Source organism: Epilithonimonas hispanica (assembly GCF_003385395.1).
GTDB classification, from domain to species: domain Bacteria; phylum Bacteroidota; class Bacteroidia; order Flavobacteriales; family Weeksellaceae; genus Epilithonimonas; species Epilithonimonas hispanica.
Genome location: NZ_QNUG01000001.1, coordinates 115,192 through 131,792, shown reverse-complemented (window position 1 = coordinate 131,792; position 16,601 = coordinate 115,192). Strand labels below are relative to the sequence as shown.

Annotated in this window: 13 protein-coding genes, 2 tRNA genes and 1 pseudogene; 7 read left to right on the top strand and 9 right to left on the bottom strand. The window is 32.8% G+C overall.

The window, feature by feature from the left end; genetic code table 11:
• Positions 1–32 precede the first annotated feature (32 nt).
• Positions 33–737 (bottom strand): class I SAM-dependent methyltransferase, encoded by a 705-nt coding sequence (locus DRF58_RS00585; protein ID WP_116031639.1) that lies wholly within the window; start codon positions 735–737, stop codon positions 33–35.
• A gap of 472 nt (positions 738–1,209) precedes the next feature.
• Here DRF58_RS00585 and DRF58_RS00580 point away from each other — a divergent pair, with 472 nt between their 5' ends.
• Positions 1,210–2,352 (top strand): vWA domain-containing protein, encoded by a 1,143-nt coding sequence (locus tag DRF58_RS00580; RefSeq protein WP_185144522.1) that lies wholly within the window; start codon positions 1,210–1,212, stop codon positions 2,350–2,352.
• 213 nt (positions 2,353–2,565) lie between these two features.
• On the top strand, positions 2,566–4,020 hold the full coding sequence (locus DRF58_RS00575) for a sigma 54-interacting transcriptional regulator (RefSeq protein ID WP_116031636.1): 1,455 nt from the start codon (positions 2,566–2,568) through the stop codon (positions 4,018–4,020).
• Positions 4,021–4,370: 350 nt separating this feature from the next.
• Here DRF58_RS00575 and DRF58_RS00570 read toward each other — a convergent pair.
• The 3 genes and pseudogenes from DRF58_RS00570 to DRF58_RS00560 form a co-directional block, all read right to left on the bottom strand.
• Positions 4,371–4,562 (bottom strand): annotated as a pseudogene (locus DRF58_RS00570) (phenylalanine--tRNA ligase subunit beta-related protein); the annotation flags it as partial.
• Positions 4,563–4,646: 84 nt separating this feature from the next.
• Positions 4,647–5,468 (bottom strand): GLPGLI family protein, encoded by an 822-nt coding sequence (locus tag DRF58_RS00565; protein WP_116031635.1) that lies wholly within the window; start codon positions 5,466–5,468, stop codon positions 4,647–4,649.
• A 259-nt stretch (positions 5,469–5,727) separates the two neighbouring features.
• Positions 5,728–7,098, bottom strand: coding sequence for a hypothetical protein (locus DRF58_RS00560; RefSeq protein ID WP_116031632.1), 1,371 nt, complete (start codon positions 7,096–7,098; stop codon positions 5,728–5,730).
• A gap of 143 nt (positions 7,099–7,241) precedes the next feature.
• On the opposite strand from DRF58_RS00560, the gene DRF58_RS00550 reads away from it, so the two are divergent.
• The gene (locus DRF58_RS00550) at positions 7,242–7,592 is read left to right on the top strand and encodes a helix-turn-helix domain-containing protein (RefSeq protein ID WP_116031628.1); all 351 of its coding nucleotides are present in this window, start codon (positions 7,242–7,244) and stop codon (positions 7,590–7,592) included.
• Positions 7,593–7,666: 74 nt separating this feature from the next.
• Here DRF58_RS00550 and pheT read toward each other — a convergent pair whose 3' ends face one another.
• Together pheT and dnaN are read right to left on the bottom strand one after the other, a co-directional pair.
• Positions 7,667–10,066, bottom strand: coding sequence for a phenylalanine--tRNA ligase subunit beta (pheT, locus tag DRF58_RS00545; protein ID WP_116031625.1), 2,400 nt, complete (start codon positions 10,064–10,066; stop codon positions 7,667–7,669).
• 310 nt (positions 10,067–10,376) lie between these two features.
• Positions 10,377–11,507: a DNA polymerase III subunit beta gene (dnaN, locus tag DRF58_RS00540; RefSeq protein ID WP_116031623.1), complete on the bottom strand. Its 1,131-nt coding sequence runs from the start codon at positions 11,505–11,507 to the stop codon at positions 10,377–10,379.
• A gap of 268 nt (positions 11,508–11,775) precedes the next feature.
• On the opposite strand from dnaN, the gene DRF58_RS00535 reads away from it, so the two are divergent.
• The 4 genes from DRF58_RS00535 (at position 11,776) to DRF58_RS00520 (ending at position 14,344) form a co-directional block, all read left to right on the top strand.
• A complete protein-coding gene (locus tag DRF58_RS00535; RefSeq protein WP_116031620.1) occupies positions 11,776–12,141 on the top strand; it encodes a diacylglycerol kinase in 366 nt (121 codons plus the stop codon).
• 239 nt (positions 12,142–12,380) lie between these two features.
• Positions 12,381–13,364: a D-alanine--D-alanine ligase gene (locus DRF58_RS00530; RefSeq protein WP_116031619.1), complete on the top strand. Its 984-nt coding sequence runs from the start codon at positions 12,381–12,383 to the stop codon at positions 13,362–13,364.
• Between the two features lie 73 nt (positions 13,365–13,437).
• Positions 13,438–13,899, top strand: a complete 462-nt coding sequence (coaD, locus tag DRF58_RS00525) for a pantetheine-phosphate adenylyltransferase (protein WP_116031616.1) — start codon at positions 13,438–13,440, stop codon at positions 13,897–13,899.
• Positions 13,900–14,032: 133 nt separating this feature from the next.
• Positions 14,033–14,344, top strand: a complete 312-nt coding sequence (locus tag DRF58_RS00520; protein WP_123902342.1) for a hypothetical protein — start codon at positions 14,033–14,035, stop codon at positions 14,342–14,344.
• A gap of 50 nt (positions 14,345–14,394) precedes the next feature.
• On the opposite strand, the gene DRF58_RS00515 is transcribed toward DRF58_RS00520, so the two are convergent.
• The 3 genes from DRF58_RS00515 to DRF58_RS00505 form a co-directional block, all read right to left on the bottom strand.
• Positions 14,395–14,467 (bottom strand) — tRNA-Phe (locus tag DRF58_RS00515).
• 119 nt (positions 14,468–14,586) lie between these two features.
• Positions 14,587–14,659 (bottom strand) — tRNA-Phe (locus tag DRF58_RS00510).
• Between the two features lie 91 nt (positions 14,660–14,750).
• Complete coding sequence (locus tag DRF58_RS00505) at positions 14,751–16,595, bottom strand: lysophospholipid acyltransferase family protein (protein WP_116031612.1); 1,845 nt, start codon at positions 16,593–16,595, stop codon at positions 14,751–14,753.
• Positions 16,596–16,601 lie beyond the last annotated feature (6 nt).

Sequence of the window (16,601 nt, the reverse complement as noted above, 5' to 3'; positions counted from 1 at the left end):
AAAGAGGCTGTCTCAAAAGGATAGCCTCTTTTTTATTTCTTAGTCAGTTTCGCCAGATAAGAATCTTCTTCCTGCAGAACTTTTTCAATTTTAAAACCATTATTTTCTGCAGCGTTTTTCAAAGTATTGAAATCGAGATACAGCCATTTTATCGGCTCTTCAGACTCGCCTTTATAATGAACAATATAATCTAGTTCGCCATAATAACCATCTGCTGGGATGTAAAAGCCACCGTCCTCATCCTCGTCAAACATATAGATAATATCGGTACTATCAATCAAGATTTGGCCTTTTGAACTCAATAATGAATGAAGTTTTTTAAGATAAATATCAATGACATTCAAACTTTGAAAAATTCCTGTTCCGTTCATCAATAAAAGAATCGTATCGAAATTACCTTCTGAAAAATGCAACATATTTTCAGCGAACGCATTCTTGATTCCTCTCAGTTTACAAACTTCAATCGATTTTGGAGAAATATCCAATGCCGTAACTTCAAGATTTCTGTCATTTTGAAGATAAAGAGAATGCGAACCTGCTCCTGCTCCAATATCCAAAACTTTTCCGATCGCCAGTTTCAAAGCTTTTTGTTCGATTTTATTCATCTCATCAAAATCTCGGAAAAGGTAATCCACAGGAAGTTCATCCAGTTCAGAAATCGAAGTTTCGGTTTGCAAATCTTCAGGATTATCGTTGTGATAATAATCCCAGATTGCGCGTCCCATTAAGTCTTTCATAGCGGTAAATCTTTTGCAAAGATAGAATTTTAGTTTCGTAGTTTTAAGTTAAACACAAAGGCACAAAATATTTTTTTTCGATTCGTTTTTAAGGCACAAAGATATTTCCGCTAAAATTTTCACAACTTTAAAAGCTTTTTTAAAAATTAATAAAACCACATAGTCACATAGATAAAACACAATATTGTCTTTAAAAAAAGATAAAATAGAGCTAAACACTCTACTGTTTTTTCTTAGATTTTATACAAACAACTATGTGTCTATGTGGTTAAAAAATATTTTAAAAGTAAATTAAAAAAAGCCAAAAAACTTGAAAACTTTTGTGCCTTAAAAGAATTATTGAGTAAAATTAAAACCTTGTGTCTTTGTGTTTAATGTATAAGTTTATCACTGCCATTACTTTTTTCTATACTCTTACGGTTCAGATTTTGCTAATAATGCCTAAATTGTATCTCAAATTTGAAATCAATCTATGACAGATAAAAATAAAAACTTCCAGACGGGATTTACTTTCAGTAAGCATATTCCGGAAGAGGTTTCACATTTCGACAGGGTATTTGGCATTTTCAAAGACTTGCTCATCCACACTTCCGGAGATTTGGACGAAGCTTTTGACTGGCTGGATATGCTGGATAAAGAGTACGATATTTTCAATGAAGAATATGGTTTGGACGACTTTATCGAAGACCTTAAAAAACGAGGTTACATCAAGGAAGAAATCAAACCTGAAGATGGTAATACAGGTTCTGGAGAAGGCAGAAATATCCTGACAGCCAAATTGGAAGCCGCTTTGCGAGATTATGCCCTCGACCAAATATTTGGAAAACTGAGAAAAAGCGGCGTTGGTAATCACAGAACTAACAAAAGCGGTGTTGGTGACGAGAAAGATGGAGAAAACCGAAATTTCCAATTTGGTGATGACCTTGCAACCGTCAACCTAACGGAAAGTATCAAAAACGCACAAATCAACAATGGGATTTCAGACTTGAGGTTAACGGAAAATGACCTCATCGTAGAAGAAACCAAACACAAAGCGCAGATGAGCACGGTTTTGATGATTGACATCAGCCACTCAATGATATTGTATGGTGAAGACCGAATCACGCCTGCCAAAAAAGTAGCGATGGCTTTGGTGGAACTCATCAAAAGAAAATATCCGAAAGATTCCATTGATATTATTGTTTTTGGGAACGATGCGTGGCCGATTCAGATTAAAGATTTGCCTTATCTACAAGTCGGACCTTATCATACTAATACGGTTGCAGGATTAGAATTAGCAATGGATATTCTCCGAAGAAAAAGAAACACCAACAAACAAATCTTTATGATTACGGACGGAAAACCAAGTTGCCTAAAACTTCCAACCGGCGAATATTATATGAACAGCGTGGGTCTGGATGAAAAAATCGTCTCCGAATGTCTCAACAGAGCGGCACAAGCCAGAAAACTGAAAATCCCAATCACCACTTTTATGATTGCGCAAGATCCATATTTGAGACAATTTGTGAAAGCTTTCACCGCTCAAAACAAAGGAAAAGCTTTCTTAACAGGACTTTCAGGTTTGGGACAAATGATATTTGAAGATTACGAAAAAAATAGAATTAAAAGGATTTAGAAAGAGACAAGTTAAAATGCAAAAGTAAAAAGTTTTCAATTTGAAAATTTAAACCACAAAAGACACAAAAGTTTTTGCACTATAAAAGAATAAAAAGCTTTCATCAGAAGTTATGTTGAGTTTTTTTGGACTTTTGATAAGCTAAATTTTCAAAAATTTCTTTTGTGACTTTTGTGGTAAAAAAATATAAAACAAAATAATATCATTTATAAAATGAAGAACGATACGACATTTAAAAAATTAAAAAAATCGGGATATACAGATAAAACCATCAATCAGGAAATCCAAGCCAATCTGATTGCAAAAATCAAAGCTAAAGAACCCGTTTTTGAAGGACTTTGGGGCTACGAAGACACCGTGATTCCGCAATTGAAGAAAGCAATTTTGGCTGGACATCACATCAATCTTTTAGGATTACGTGGACAAGCAAAAACCAGAATTGCCAGAAGTATGGTCAATCTTTTGGACGAATATATGCCGATTGTGAAAGGTTCCGAAATCAACGACAGTCCTTTCAATCCGATATCGAAATTCGCAAGAGATTTAATTGCTGAGTTGGGAGATGAAACGCCAATTTCTTGGGTTCATCGTTCGGAGAGATTCTTTGAAAAATTGGCAACTCCAGATGTGAATGTTGCCGATTTGATTGGTGATATCGACCCAATCAAAGCGGCAACTTTGAAGCTACCTTATTCTGACGAGCGTGTTTTACATTACGGAATGATTCCAAGAGCAAACCGTTCTATTTTTGTTTTGAATGAATTGCCGGATTTGCAGGCGAGAATTCAGGTTTCTTTGTTTAATATTTTGCAGGAAGGTGATGTCCAGATCCGAGGTTTCCAGTTGAGAATGCCTTTGGATATTCAGTTTGTATTTACAGCGAATCCTGAAGATTATACGAACAGAGGAAGTATTGTAACACCTTTGAAGGACAGAATTGGTTCTCAGATTTTTACACATTATCCAAAAACCATAGCATTAGCAAGACAAATCACCGAACAGGAAGCATTGATTTCTGAAGATGATAAAGCAAAAATCCAAGTTCCGGACTTGGCACGAAATCTTTTGGAAGAAGTCGCTTTTGCGGCCAGAGAAAGTGAATATGTAGATGCGAAAAGTGGTGTAAGTGCGAGGTTAACCATTAGTGCGATGGAAAACCTAATTGCAGCTGCTAAATTGAGACTATTGGAATCTGATTCGGATAAGACGCAAGTTCGTTTGTTGGATTTTATGTCAATTATTCCATCCATTACTGGTAAGATTGAATTGGTATATGAAGGCGAACAGGAAGGCGCAGATTTCGTAGCCAAAATATTAATTGATGACGCTGCGATGACACAATTCGAAAGCCTTTTCCCAAGAGTTCCAAAACTTGAAAAAGAAGGCTTGAAAACACCTTACACCGATATCATCCAATGGTTCAACAACAATCATCTGGAACTCAATTATTCTGATACGGATAAAGAATTCTACAACAAATTGGACAGCATAAAACCTCTTACCACTTTGATTGAAGAAAACGTCCCAGAATTAGACAGCAACGATAAAAACTTCTGCAAAGAATTGGTTCTTTGGGCTTTGACCATCAGTAAAAAATTGGATAAGTCGGAGAATGCTTCTAATTTCAATTTTGAATCAGCTGGGATTGGACAGTTTTTTAGAAAATAATTTGGTCAATTTTTAACTAAAAAAACCTCAGAAAAATTTCTGAGGTTTTTTATTTTATAGCCCCGATAGTAGAGTCGTCCCTTTTTGCCATTGCAGTGAAAACATCTAAGAATTGCTTCTCTTCGTTTGCAATGACAAAAAGATATAGCGGATAGCGGGATTTAGCTCCTAAAAATTTGACTCATTTACTTAAATCTTGTTTTAATTTATAAGGAGTTTTATTTTTTATATATGTTCGAGAGCCTAAGACTGACAATGCTAGCAAGCTTCGAGAGCCTCAGACTGAAAAAGAGAAACGCTTTCAGAGGTTTGAAACTCTGAAAGGGTTTTGTATGGGAAATCCTCTTAATTTATCTCAACTCCGCATTGAATTCTTTTGCGAAAGATTTGATAAGAGAGTTCATTACTTCTGTGATGTCTTTGTCTTTTAAGGTTTTTTCTTCGTTTAGAAGTTCAAAACTTAATGCATAAGATTTTTTGCCTTCCGGAAGGTTTTTACCTTCGTAAACATCAAACAGATTGATATTTTTCAGGAAAGGTGATTTGTTGGATTATGCTGGCTCGTAAAAACCTTTAGCAACAAGCGGTCAAAATCTGAAACAAAGTTTATAAATAAATATTTTCATTTATTTAGGATAATAGATTGCTTTATCCAATTCAATAGGATTATTATATTTTCTTAAATAATCTTGTGTGCGTTTTGTATAATCCTTAACATTTAATTTTGTAAGATTTCCAGACTCATCCTTAAATAAAACTTCTTGATCTCCAAAATCTTTTAACGGATTTATGAAGTTATCTATTTTTATTTTTTTGTACGCTTCTTCTGATATTTTTATTGGTTTTTCTTCATTGAGATTTTCCAAATAAAAAGAAGTATCAAAATTGGAGGACAAATTTACATTTTTTGCTAGCTGGAAAATAAATTGATTTTTATCATCTTTCAGCTCTACAATCAATCCTGGTAATCCTCTAAATTTATATGGACCTTCCTGAAAAGGAAAAGAAAGAGAAAACCAAGCTTCCCAATGCCGACCTCCGAAAAAGGTGGTTGCTTTCTGAAGCTGTAATCCGTTTACTTCTTTTGTTTCATTTACAATTTTCCAATCTTGGTTATCATTTGTTGTGTAAGAATAGTACAATGGTACAATGGTAGCATAATTAATATTAACACCAGAATTATTATACCTAATCAATTGATAATCAAAATTTTCATAAGAATAATTATAATTACCTGTCTTAATTCTAATGGAATCTTTTATTAAAAAATCTTCTGGAAAGAATTTAACTCTATTTTTTTCTATATCCAAGACAGATACCTTTTTTGTATAATCATTTGATAAAGAGTCTGCTTTGAAAGAAATGTGATAAAGAAAACGATGGGTCTGTGCTTTTACAAAGAAAGCATTGAAAATACCTAATATAAAAATCAATTTAAATATATTCATAATAATTATTTAGTTTTAAAAACAATGACCGCATAAGGCATCATATAAATATTAACACTAAAAGATACATTTATTAACTCACTATATTGCGGCAAATTATTAATAACCTTTTTGACTTCATTATGTAGTCGCGAACTGCTCCAACTCCTAAGTAATACTGTTTCAATTTTTTGCATAATAATAAATTTATCCGATTAAAAAAAGCTCTGACATACAAATCATTGTTGCAAAATAATTTGCAACAATGATTGTTTATTAACTACAACTTATCTGTTTCTACAATAAAATTATCAGAAGAATATGGAATTCGAAGTGAAACAATCTGGAGACCATCTTTATATTTTATTGAATAATCATTATTCTGTTTTAAAACACTCACTATGCCCTTCTCAAGATTATTAATTTTTTTCAATTTAGTTTTAGTATCAAGAACAATTACACCATAATAATAATTACTATAATTAGTCGCCTTAGTTTGTTTAGCCTTACCTGAAATTTGTATTTTATTATCGCTGAAATTAGCTTTAACATTGGTTATTGTATGATAATATTCTGCCACTAAATGAAATGTATTAGGTTTTAAATCATTTTTCTTAATCGGATAATACTCAAAAATAGATGCTTTGTTATTTTCAACTTTTACTGGGATAGTAGGACAATAAAATTCTGACTCTGAAATATAATTTGGAGTCATATAGTATAAACCATTCGGCACAGCAAATTGAGGATAGATATATTTACTTTCAATTTTTTTACCATTAGCATCTAATAGTTCTATTCTTTTTGCTTTATCAAAATCTGTAGAGGGTTCTGGAAGAATATAACCATTATCCGTAGCTTCACGAATCCCTACAAATGTATAATTATCAGGAATTTTTTCAAATTTTAATTTCACAGTATTAACTTTTTTATCAGAACTTTCCATAGCAGACCCCCAAGAAATGGTTAAATTCACATTTGGAGGAAAACACACAGAAGCATCTTTTCCAATCATTGCTTCAGCATTTTTCCCAAGACTTGTTAATCCATAGTTTGGAAGTTCTAATAATTTTGTATCAATCCAAGTAACTATATCAACAATTTTACCTGGTTTTCTATCTAAAGAATATGTAAGTTCATTTGTAGATTCATTCCATTCATAAGTCAGTTTTGCATTTGCATCTTTTTCTTCTATTAAAACATATGGCTCAACTCTACTAACGGTTTTATTTCTATCCAAGCAATAAAAATTAAAATCATAAACTTTGTTAGCTAAATCTAATGTTAATTGATCTTGGGTATCATATTCTCCAGAATGCCAAACAAATCTATAGGAACAATTATTAGGAACAATTTCATTTTTTATTGAAGTAATATTTGAATATTCTTTATAAAATGTGCCATTTGAAATAACGAATCTCTTAGCTTCATAAGGTTTTCCTGCAGTAGTAATAAAATCAATATTAATTTTAGAAAATCCTTTTTCAATAACTTCAGAGCTATTATGATCAGCGTTTTCAATCAATTTTTCTCTGTCACAAGAATAGATTCCCAAAACAGTTAACAATGCAAATCCAATCAAATAATAATAAAAATTTTTCATTTCAATTAATTTTAAAGTTAATAATTTTTTAATAATAATTCTATGCATATTTTTATTATTATAAAGTTCACAATATACATCTGATAATTTATAAAAAATTTAAGTGGATTTTTTTCTTTATTAAGAAAAATTTCAGCATATTTAAGAATTATATCTTCAGAATACCTATATTTATATTTAATAAAAATAATATGCAAATTGGTCACAAAATAAAACGCATTAGAGAAATAAAAGGATTTTCTCAATCAGAAGTAGCGGATAAATTACACATTACCCAAAGAGCATATTCTGATGTGGAAAATAATAAGACAAAATTAGATTTGGAGCGTTTAGAAAAACTAGCAGATTTTTTTGAAATGAAACCTCCTGATATTTTGACTTTTGATGAAAAACAGATGTTCAATAATTGTTCTAGTTCAGAAAATAATTATTTAACATTAAATATTAAAGAATCTTTTGAAAATGAAAGGAACTCATATCAAAAGCAAATCAAACATATGGAAGAAGAAATCATTTTCCTTAGAAATCTCTTAAAAAAATAAAAACCCTTTCAGAATTCTAAAAACTCTGACAGGGTTATAGCATAAAATAAATTTTGTCAAAGATTTGATGAAAATTATCTCAACTCTGCTTTGAATTCTTTCTGAAAGGATTTTATAAGAGAATTCATTACCTCTGTTATATCCTTATCTTCTAATGTTTTTTCCTCATTCAGAAGTTCGAAACTCATTGCGTAAGATTTTTTGCCTTCTGGAAGATTTTTCCCTTCGTAAACATCGAACAAGTTGATATTCTTCAGGAACGGCGATTTGTTTTTCTTCGCCAATTGGTATAATTCTGAATAGTTTATGGTTTTATCTACCAACAACGCCAAATCTCTTCTTATTTTGTTAAACTTCGGAATATCTACGAATTTCAGATTTTCTTTCGTTCTCAGTGCTTGGCAGTTTTCCAACTCGATTTCTGCATAAATAACTTCTTGGCTGATGTCGAAATCTTTCAACATTTGAGCCGCAACTTTTCCAATTCTTGCAACAGTTTTTCCGTCAGATTTTATTTCCAAAGCATCAGAAAAACGATCATCAACCAAAGCTGATTCTTGCAAATCTAGATTCAGTTTTTCCAAAAGAACTTTGACGTAAGCTTTCAAATAATAAAAATCTGTTGCGCTTTTTGGCTGACGCCAGTTTTCCGCAACTTCTCTTCCCGAAGTCAAAATCGCTAATTGCTTTCTTTCTTCGTATTTTTCTCTTTTATGATAAATTTTCCCTAATTCGAAAAACTTGATGTCAGAAGATTTTCTGTTGATATTATAAATCGCATTTTCCAAAAGTCCTTCTAACAGAGACTTTCTCATAAATGCTAAATCATTACTCAAAGGATTCAGCAATTTCACAGCATTGGTTTCGTCTTTTTCAGAGCGAAGTGAATTGTTCATCACTTCATTAAAACCGTTGGATTGCAACGTTCTTGCCCAAGAATTCTCTAGAGCATCTTGGTCGTCAAAACTCAACTTAACAGGTGTGAAAGAGATTTTCTTCGGTGCATCGATTTTGTTGTAACCGTAGATTCTCAATACTTCTTCAATCACATCGATTTCTCTTATAACATCTGCTCTGTAAACAGGAACAGACAATTCAAGACCATTTTGAATTTCATTAAGAATCTGAATATCAAGAGATTTAAGAATTTCTTTAATTTTTTCTCTGTGAATTTTAGTCCCTAAAATCTGGTCTAATTTCGAATATCTGAAAACCACATAATGGTCTTTGATTTTCTCTGGATAATGTTCCAAAATCTCTCCAACCAACTTCCCACCCGCCAATTCCTGAATCAGATTAATCGCGTGCGTCAAAGCAGTTCTTGCATTGTTAGGGTCAACACCTCTTTCGAAACGGAAAGATGCATCGGTATTCAAACCGTGAGATTTAGAAGCTTTTCTAATCGCCACTGGATTAAAATAAGCACTTTCTAAGAAAATCGTTTTTGTCTCGGAAGAAACTCCGCTTTCACTTCCACCGAAAACTCCGGCGATGCAAAGTGGATTGTCTTTTCCATCTTTGATCATAATTTCGGAACCGTTTAAAGTTCTCTCAACATTATCCAAAGTTTTGAATTTGGTTCCTGCTTCTACAGTTCCAACTTTCACTGTTTTATCTGCAATTTTATCAGCATTAAAAGCATGAAGCGGTTGTCCAAGCCCGTGAAGAATATAATTGGTAATATCTACAACATTATTAATTGGCGAAAGTCCGATAGCTTTCAATCTTGCTTTCAACCAATCCGGAGAAGCTTTGATTTCTACATTTTCTAAAACTGCGCCTAAATATCTTGGCGTTAATTCAGAATCTTCAACTTCTAATTTGAAATCGTGAGAACCTTCGATGTTTAAAACTTTAGATTCTAATTTTGTGAATTCTGATTTCAGATTATTAGAAGAAACGAACGCCTGCAAATCTCTTGCAACGCCGTAATGCGACATTGCATCGGTTCTGTTGGGCGTCAATCCGATTTCGTAAACCTCATCGTTGGTCAATTCATAATAATCAGCGAAAGGTTTTCCAACTTCAAATTTAGTTTCGTCCAAAACCATAATTCCAGCGTGGTCGTCACTCAAACCTAATTCGTCCTCGGCGCAAATCATCCCTTCGGAAACTTCGCCACGGATTTTAGCCTTTTTGATTTCGAAAGAACTTCCGTCTTTTGTGTAGATTTTTGTTCCAACGACAGCAACAGGAACAGTTTGTCCGGAAGCAACATTTGGTGCACCACAAACAATTTCCAACACTTTTCCGTTTCCAACATCCACTGTTGTTTTGCTTAGTTTATCCGCATTTGGGTGTTTTTCGCAAGTCAAAACTTTACCTACAACAATCCCTTCCAGACTTCCTTTTATGCTTTCGAATTTATCAACACCTTCTACCTCCAAACCGATATCGGTAAGATAAGCACTGATTTTTTCTGAGTTAAGGTCTGTTTTGATATAATCTTTAAGCCAATTATTAGAAATTTTCATTCTTTTATTTTATTTAGAATCTAGATTCAAGAAACGAGATTCAAGATTTTTAAGTTATTTTATCATTGAAGAAATCTAAAAGTTTAGATTCCTACGGAATGACAAAGGTTATTTTTATTTACAAATCTTCATTTTTGCGAAGCTGCAGCCCGACTTGAGTGGAAATCCTTTTTTTTGCTGTTGGAAAAGCATTGAAAAAAAAGATTGGGAACGGAAGGCGGAAATTGCTGCCCAAAAAATTAAGATTCTTAAACTAAAATTTGAGACTTGAATTTCAAATCTCAAATTTTAAATATGGTTAATTTTAAAATTATAAACCTATTACAGGCATAGAAAGCATCAGGATACTTTCATTCTCCTCCAATCCGTCAACCGGTTCTACAATTCCAGGTCTGTTTGGCTGAGACATTTTCATTGTAATATCATCAGAAGCCAAAACGGATAACATTTCTGTCAAGAATTTTGAACTGAAACCAATATTGATATCATCGCCGTTATAATCACAAGGAATCTGCATATCCGCTTTGTTTGCGTATTCTGTATCTTCTGCGTGAAGGTGAAGAACGTTACCAGATAATTTGAATCTCACTTGATTCGTAGATTTGTTGGACATAATAGATGCTCTTCTGATAGAACTCAAAAGTAAACTTCTGTTGATAGTCAAAACATTTGGATTTTCTTTCGGGATTACAGCGTTGTAATTTGGATATTTCCCGTCAATTAAACGACAAATCCAGATGTTATTTCCGAATGTGAATTTCGCCATATTATCACTGAATTCAATCACAACATCTTCGTTGGAATTGTTCAGGATATTTTTGAAAATTGACAAAGGTTTCTTTGGCATAATGAATTCCAAAGTTTCAGAATGCGTGATATCTGTTCTTTTGTAAACCACCAATCTGTGAGAATCTGTGGAAACAAAATTAGTTTCATCTTCTTTGAATTGGAATAAAACACCAGTCATCACAGGACGAAGAGAATCGTTACTTGTAGCGAAAAGTGTATTGTTAAGAGCCTCTGCCAAAACTCCTCCACCGATTGTTACTTTCTGAGATGCATCAAATTCCGGCAACTCAGGATAATCATCCGCATTGTCTAACGCTACTGCAAAGTTGTCTTTCTCATCCAAAATTTCCAAAACGCTTCCGTTTCCGTCTTCGGAGTCTTTAACTGCAAGAGTCAAAGGCTGTTCACCGTAAGTTTTCAAGAAATCCTGAAAAATCTTACCTGGAACTGCTAATTTTCCTTTGTCATCCGACTTCACTTCAAGAGAAGTAATCAAAGTCGTTTCACCGTCAGAAGCCGTAACTGTCAACAAGTTCTGGTCTAATTCGAAAAGAAAATTCTCCAAAATTGGTCTGGATTGTGAACCTGAAATCACGCCACTCACCGTCTGTAAAGCTTTTTGCAAATCGCCACTGGCAACAATAAATCTCATAAACTGTATTTATTTCAATTCCACAAATATAATGATTTCGGTTCGATTGTAAAAGTTGATTTTATTTAGTTATTAACATTTTTTTTGAATTGGAGTAAAATAAGTTTGAATAACTTTGTGAAAATTTGATAATTGCTGAATTTTTAAACGCAAAGTCCGCGAAGATTTTTTTTGAAATTATTGAAAATATTTTTAAAGTTCGCAATGCTGTAAAACTCAGCAAAGATTTCAAAGAATAGAATCAGAAATCAATTTTATTTAATTAAAAATGAAAAAACCTCCATTTTATAAAAGTGTGCAATTTACAATCAAGGGATTGGTATGGATTTTGCGAAACGAGCGCAATTTTCAAATCGAAGTTTTTGGTTTGATGATTAATCTTTTTCTGATCGTTTTTTTTGGACTTAACCCTTTTGAAACTTGCATGATTCTTATTACAAGTTTTGTTGTTTTAATTACAGAAGCCGTTAATACTTGTATCGAAAAAATCTGTGATTATATACAATCTGAATTTGACCAAAGAATTGGAATCATCAAGGATTTGTCTGGCGGCGCGGTTCTGCTTTCTGTTATTGTTTCAATTTGTGTTGGCGCTTTGATTTATTGGCCGTATTTGAAATTATTCTTTTATTGATATAAATTTTTTTAACATAAAGACACAATGTTTTTCTTTTAAGATTGAAATGTTTTAAGGCACTAAAATCTTTGATTTTCTAAAACTTTGTGCCTTAAATACAACTACATTTTTCATAGTCTTTTGTGCCTTCGTATTTTTTTGATTTTTACAATTCATTTCGCATCTTTAAATTTTGATAGATTTAATCATAGATTTTTTCATAAAATCTTTACATTTGTTTTTAAGAAAAATTTGAAATGAGCAAAAAAAATGTAGCCGTTGTAATGGGCGGTTATTCTGATGAATACAAAGTTTCTTTAAAAAGCGGACAATTGATTTTTGATTCACTTGACCGTGAACTTTATGATGTTTATAAAGTGGTTATTTTAAAAGATGAATGGTATTTATTAGACGAGAACGACAGAAAAAAATTCATTAATAAAGCAGATTTTTCCGTCAACATCGGTGATGGAGACATTCTTAACTTTGACGTTTGTTTCAATACCATCCACGGTTCACCTGGCGAAAATGGAATTATACAAGCTTATTGGGATGCTGTTGGTCAAAAATATACCGGTTGTGATTTCTATCAAAGCGCACTGACCTTCAATAAAAAAGATACGTTAGCTGTTTTATCAAAATACGGAATTCCTTCCGCAAAAAGTATTTACTTAAGAAAAGGCGAGGAAATTTCTGATGACGAAATTGTAGAAAAATTAGAACTTCCAGTTTTTGTTAAGCCTAATCAAAGCGGTTCTTCTCTCGGAATTTCTAAAGTCAAAGATAAAAGCGAACTGCAAACAGCAATCGAATTTGCTTATAAAGAAGACGACGAAATCCTTATCGAAAGTGCATTAAATGGAATGGAAGTTTCTGTTGGTGTTTTGGATTATCAAGGAGAAGTAATTGTTTTAGGAATTACTGAAATTGTTCCAGACAAAGAATTCTTTGATTATGAAGCTAAATACGAAGGTGCTTCTCAGGAAATTACACCGGCAAGAATTGATGAAGAAACCAGAAAAAAAGTTGAAGAAATTTCTATTAAAGCTTATAAATCTCTTGGAATGAGTGGTTTTTCCCGTTCAGAATTCATTATCGTTGACGGAATCCCGCACTTATTGGAAATGAATACCAACCCCGGGTTTTCACCGGCAAGTATTCTTCCTCAACAGGCAAAAATCTATGGAATCTCTATCAAAGACCTTTGCGGAAACGAGGTAGAAAAAGCACTTAACAAATAATTATAAATGATAAATTTTAGATTTAAAATTATTTAAGAAATCTAAAATTCATAATCTAAAATTTAAAATTTCTATGAAAATTGCTGTTTTTCCCGGGTCATTTGACCCAATTACACTTGGCCATTATGATATTGTAGAACGTGCTGTTCCGCTATTTGACAAAATCATTATAGCCATCGGAAAGAATTCTCAGAAAAAATACATGTTCTCCTTGGAACAACGAAAAGAGTTTATCAGAAAAACGTTTGAAAAATTCCCGAATGTTGAAGTTGATGATTTTGAAGGCTTAACAATTGATTATTGTAAAAGTAAAGATGTAAATTTCATTTTGAGAGGATTAAGAAATCCCGCCGATTTTGAATTCGAAAAGTCGATTGCGCAAACCAACAGAGCTTTAACCAGAGAAAATACGGTTGAAACTATTTTCCTTTTGACTTCTTCTGGGAAATCTTATATCAGCAGTAGCATTGTGAGAGAAATAATTTCGTATGGTGGGAATTATGAGATAATGGTTCCAGATGCCGTGAGAGTTTAGAAATTATAAATTCATTTGAAGTAACAATATAAATCACCTCTATTTGTAGGTGATTTTTTTTGATATTTAGAAAAAAAAACTAAACGATAAACACTGTTGTACATTCGAGAAATTAACCTAAAAATTTCAACAAATGAATTACTATTTTTTAATGACTTACAAAACAGACAAAATGTTTGAAGTCGCGATCCAACAATATGATTATTTTGGAATCATAGGAGAATACACAATAATAACAGATGAATCAAAAAAAAAAAATATTAAAAAACTTCCTTGGAGTTTTTTGAACCCAACAAGATGTGTGGAGTTTGGATTACCTGAAAAACTAATCTTCCTATTAGACTTTTACATCAAAAGCTATTGTGAAAAAATATTAGATTTACCTTCAAGAGAAAATCATCAATTCAAAAACCTAGATTTTCACATTACAAAAACGAATAAATAGACAATAATATTATCAAACAAAAAAAACCGCCTAAATTAGGCGGTTTTAAGTGGTTTCTCCAGGGATCGAACCAGGGACACATGGATTTTCAATCCATTGCTCTACCAACTGAGCTAAGAAACCATTACTTGTTTTGTTTTGAGTGGTGCAAAAATACACTCTTTACTCTTATAATCCAAATTAGATTGCTACTAATTTCATTTTTTTATTTAAAAAACCGCCTAACAAAGGCGGTTTTTAAGTGGTTTCTCCAGGGATCGAACCAGGGACACATGGATTTTCAATCCATTGCTCTACCAACTGAGCTAAGAAACCATCACTCTTTTTGTTTTGAGTGGTGCAAAAGTATATTCTTTATTCTTATAATGCAAATTATATTAGAATTTCTTCGCACATTTATTTAAAATCATTGATTATCAGAAGATTTTTTTTCGGTCTGAGCTTTGAAAAAATCGCTTAACTCTTCCAAAACAGGCTTGATTGTATCTTCCGGAAGATCACTTATCCTGATATACATCAATCCATCAATCGCATCATTGAAGTTTGGATCTACATTGAAAGCAATCATTTTTGCATTTTGTTTGATATATTTTTTAATCAAAACAGGCAATCTCAGTTCAGGTTCAAGATCGTCGATAATCTTATCGAGCTTATTAAGATCCGCATCCATATCTTCAAAGAACAAAGCTTTATCACGCTCTTTCATCACCACTTTGAACTCGTTCTTCGGATGAATATATTGCGCCACCGCAGAATCATAATAATGAGAACGCATAAATTCTATCATCAATGATTTAGAAAATTCGGAAAACTTATTACTGATACTTACGCCTCCCATTAGGAATTTGTGCTCAGGATTTCTTAAACAAACGTGAACTATTCCTCTCCAAAGCAAGAATAACGGAAAAGGTTTTTGCTGATACTCCATAGAGATATAAGCTCTACCCATTTCTATTACTTTTCGGAAAAACGGTTGTAATTCTGTATCGTATTCGAAAAGAGAACTGGTGTAGAATCCGTCGATTCCGTGCTTTTTCATTACTTCGGATCCCAAAGCCATTCTGTACGCACCAACCAATTTTTTGCCTGCATTATCCCAAAGAAAAAGATGATGGTAATGGTTATCATATTCATCTAAGTCAAAAGGCAGATTGGTTCCTTCTCCAATTGCGCGAAAAGTCAATTCTCTTTGCCTTCCGATTTCTCTCATTATCGATGGAATCTCTTCTGATTTTGTAAAGAAAACGTCATAATCGCCGTGAGAAAATAGTTTTTTGTTTTCGGCAACTTTTAGCTTTTCTATTTCAGTAATAATATCTTCGACAGGTGTTTCGTCTATAATATTTTGAACAATATTATTCTGTTTCTGTAAAGGAAGCTTGAGAGACATATTGGGAAGTTTCAGTTTCTCCGTAATACTTTTTCTTTTTTCATAATAAGACTTCAGCATATAAACCTTATTATAAAGATAATCGCCTAATTCCTCTATTGTTTCTTCTTCCTCAATTTGTTTTACAGAAATAGGTTTTCCAATTCGGATTCGGATTGGTTTATCTCTTTTGCGCATCATTTCTGCTGGCAACATCAATGTCTGTAAATCTGGATGCAACTTGGAAACGTTATAAAACATTTTGCTATTAGTCGCGTGGAAATACATTGGGATTACAGGAACTTTAGCTTTCTTGATAATCTTCAAAGCAATTTTCCCCCAAGGTCTGTCCAGAACTTCGCCGTATTCATTATTTTTATTGGAAACTTCACCAGCTGGAAAAATACCAATACAGCCACCTTCTTCCAAATGTTTGAAAGTTTCTCTCATCCCAGAAGAACTATTAAAAGCATCTTTCCTACCTTCAAACGGATTCACAGAAATCACGAAAGGTTCCATTGGTTTAATTTTCGACAAAAGAAAATTCCCCATCACTTTAAAATCTGGACGAACGCGTAACAAAATTTTGCACATCAAAATCCCATCCAAAGCGCCAAGCGGATGATTGGAAACAATGATAAAAGGTCCTGTTTTGGGAACTTTTGCCAAGTCTTCTTCGAAAACGATATAACTGAGTTCCTGCTCTCTGATGAACTCATCAAAGAACTGCACACCTTTGGTATGAATCAGTTTATTATAAAGATTGTTGACTTCATTTATTTTAGTAAGATTCATAATTGCTGACGCAACTGGTCTTTTAAGAAAACCAATTTTATCGAGTCCTGCTGCTTTTATCAAATCTTCTTTAGAAATTAAACTCATAGTGTT